We start from the raw sequence: 260 nt of genomic DNA, 5'->3' as shown, positions 1-260 counted from the left end.
GAGCAGGTCGCCAACGTCAAGGCCATCATCGCCGCGACGAAGAAGGCCGGCATGGACGAGCGGGCCGCCGTGGTGTCGATCGCGACGGCGTTGCAGGAGTCGAAGTTGGAGAACCTGGGTCATCTGGGTGACCGCAACGACCACGACTCGCAGGGCCTGTTCCAGCAGCGTCCGTCCTCGGGTTGGGGCACGGTGGAGCAGATCACCGACCCGGAGTACTCGACGACGGCGTTCCTGAAGGGCCTCAAGCAGGTCGACGG

General features: G+C 66.2%; 1 pseudogene. It reads left to right on the top strand.

Features of this window, described 5'->3' with window-relative positions:
* Positions 1 to 260 (top strand): annotated as a pseudogene (locus ACLQ22_RS32090) (hypothetical protein); the annotation flags it as partial.

This window comes from Micromonospora sp. DT178 (assembly GCF_049841695.1).
GTDB lineage: Bacteria > Actinomycetota > Actinomycetes > Mycobacteriales > Micromonosporaceae > Micromonospora.
This window is presented reverse-complemented; position numbering and strand designations above follow the sequence as displayed.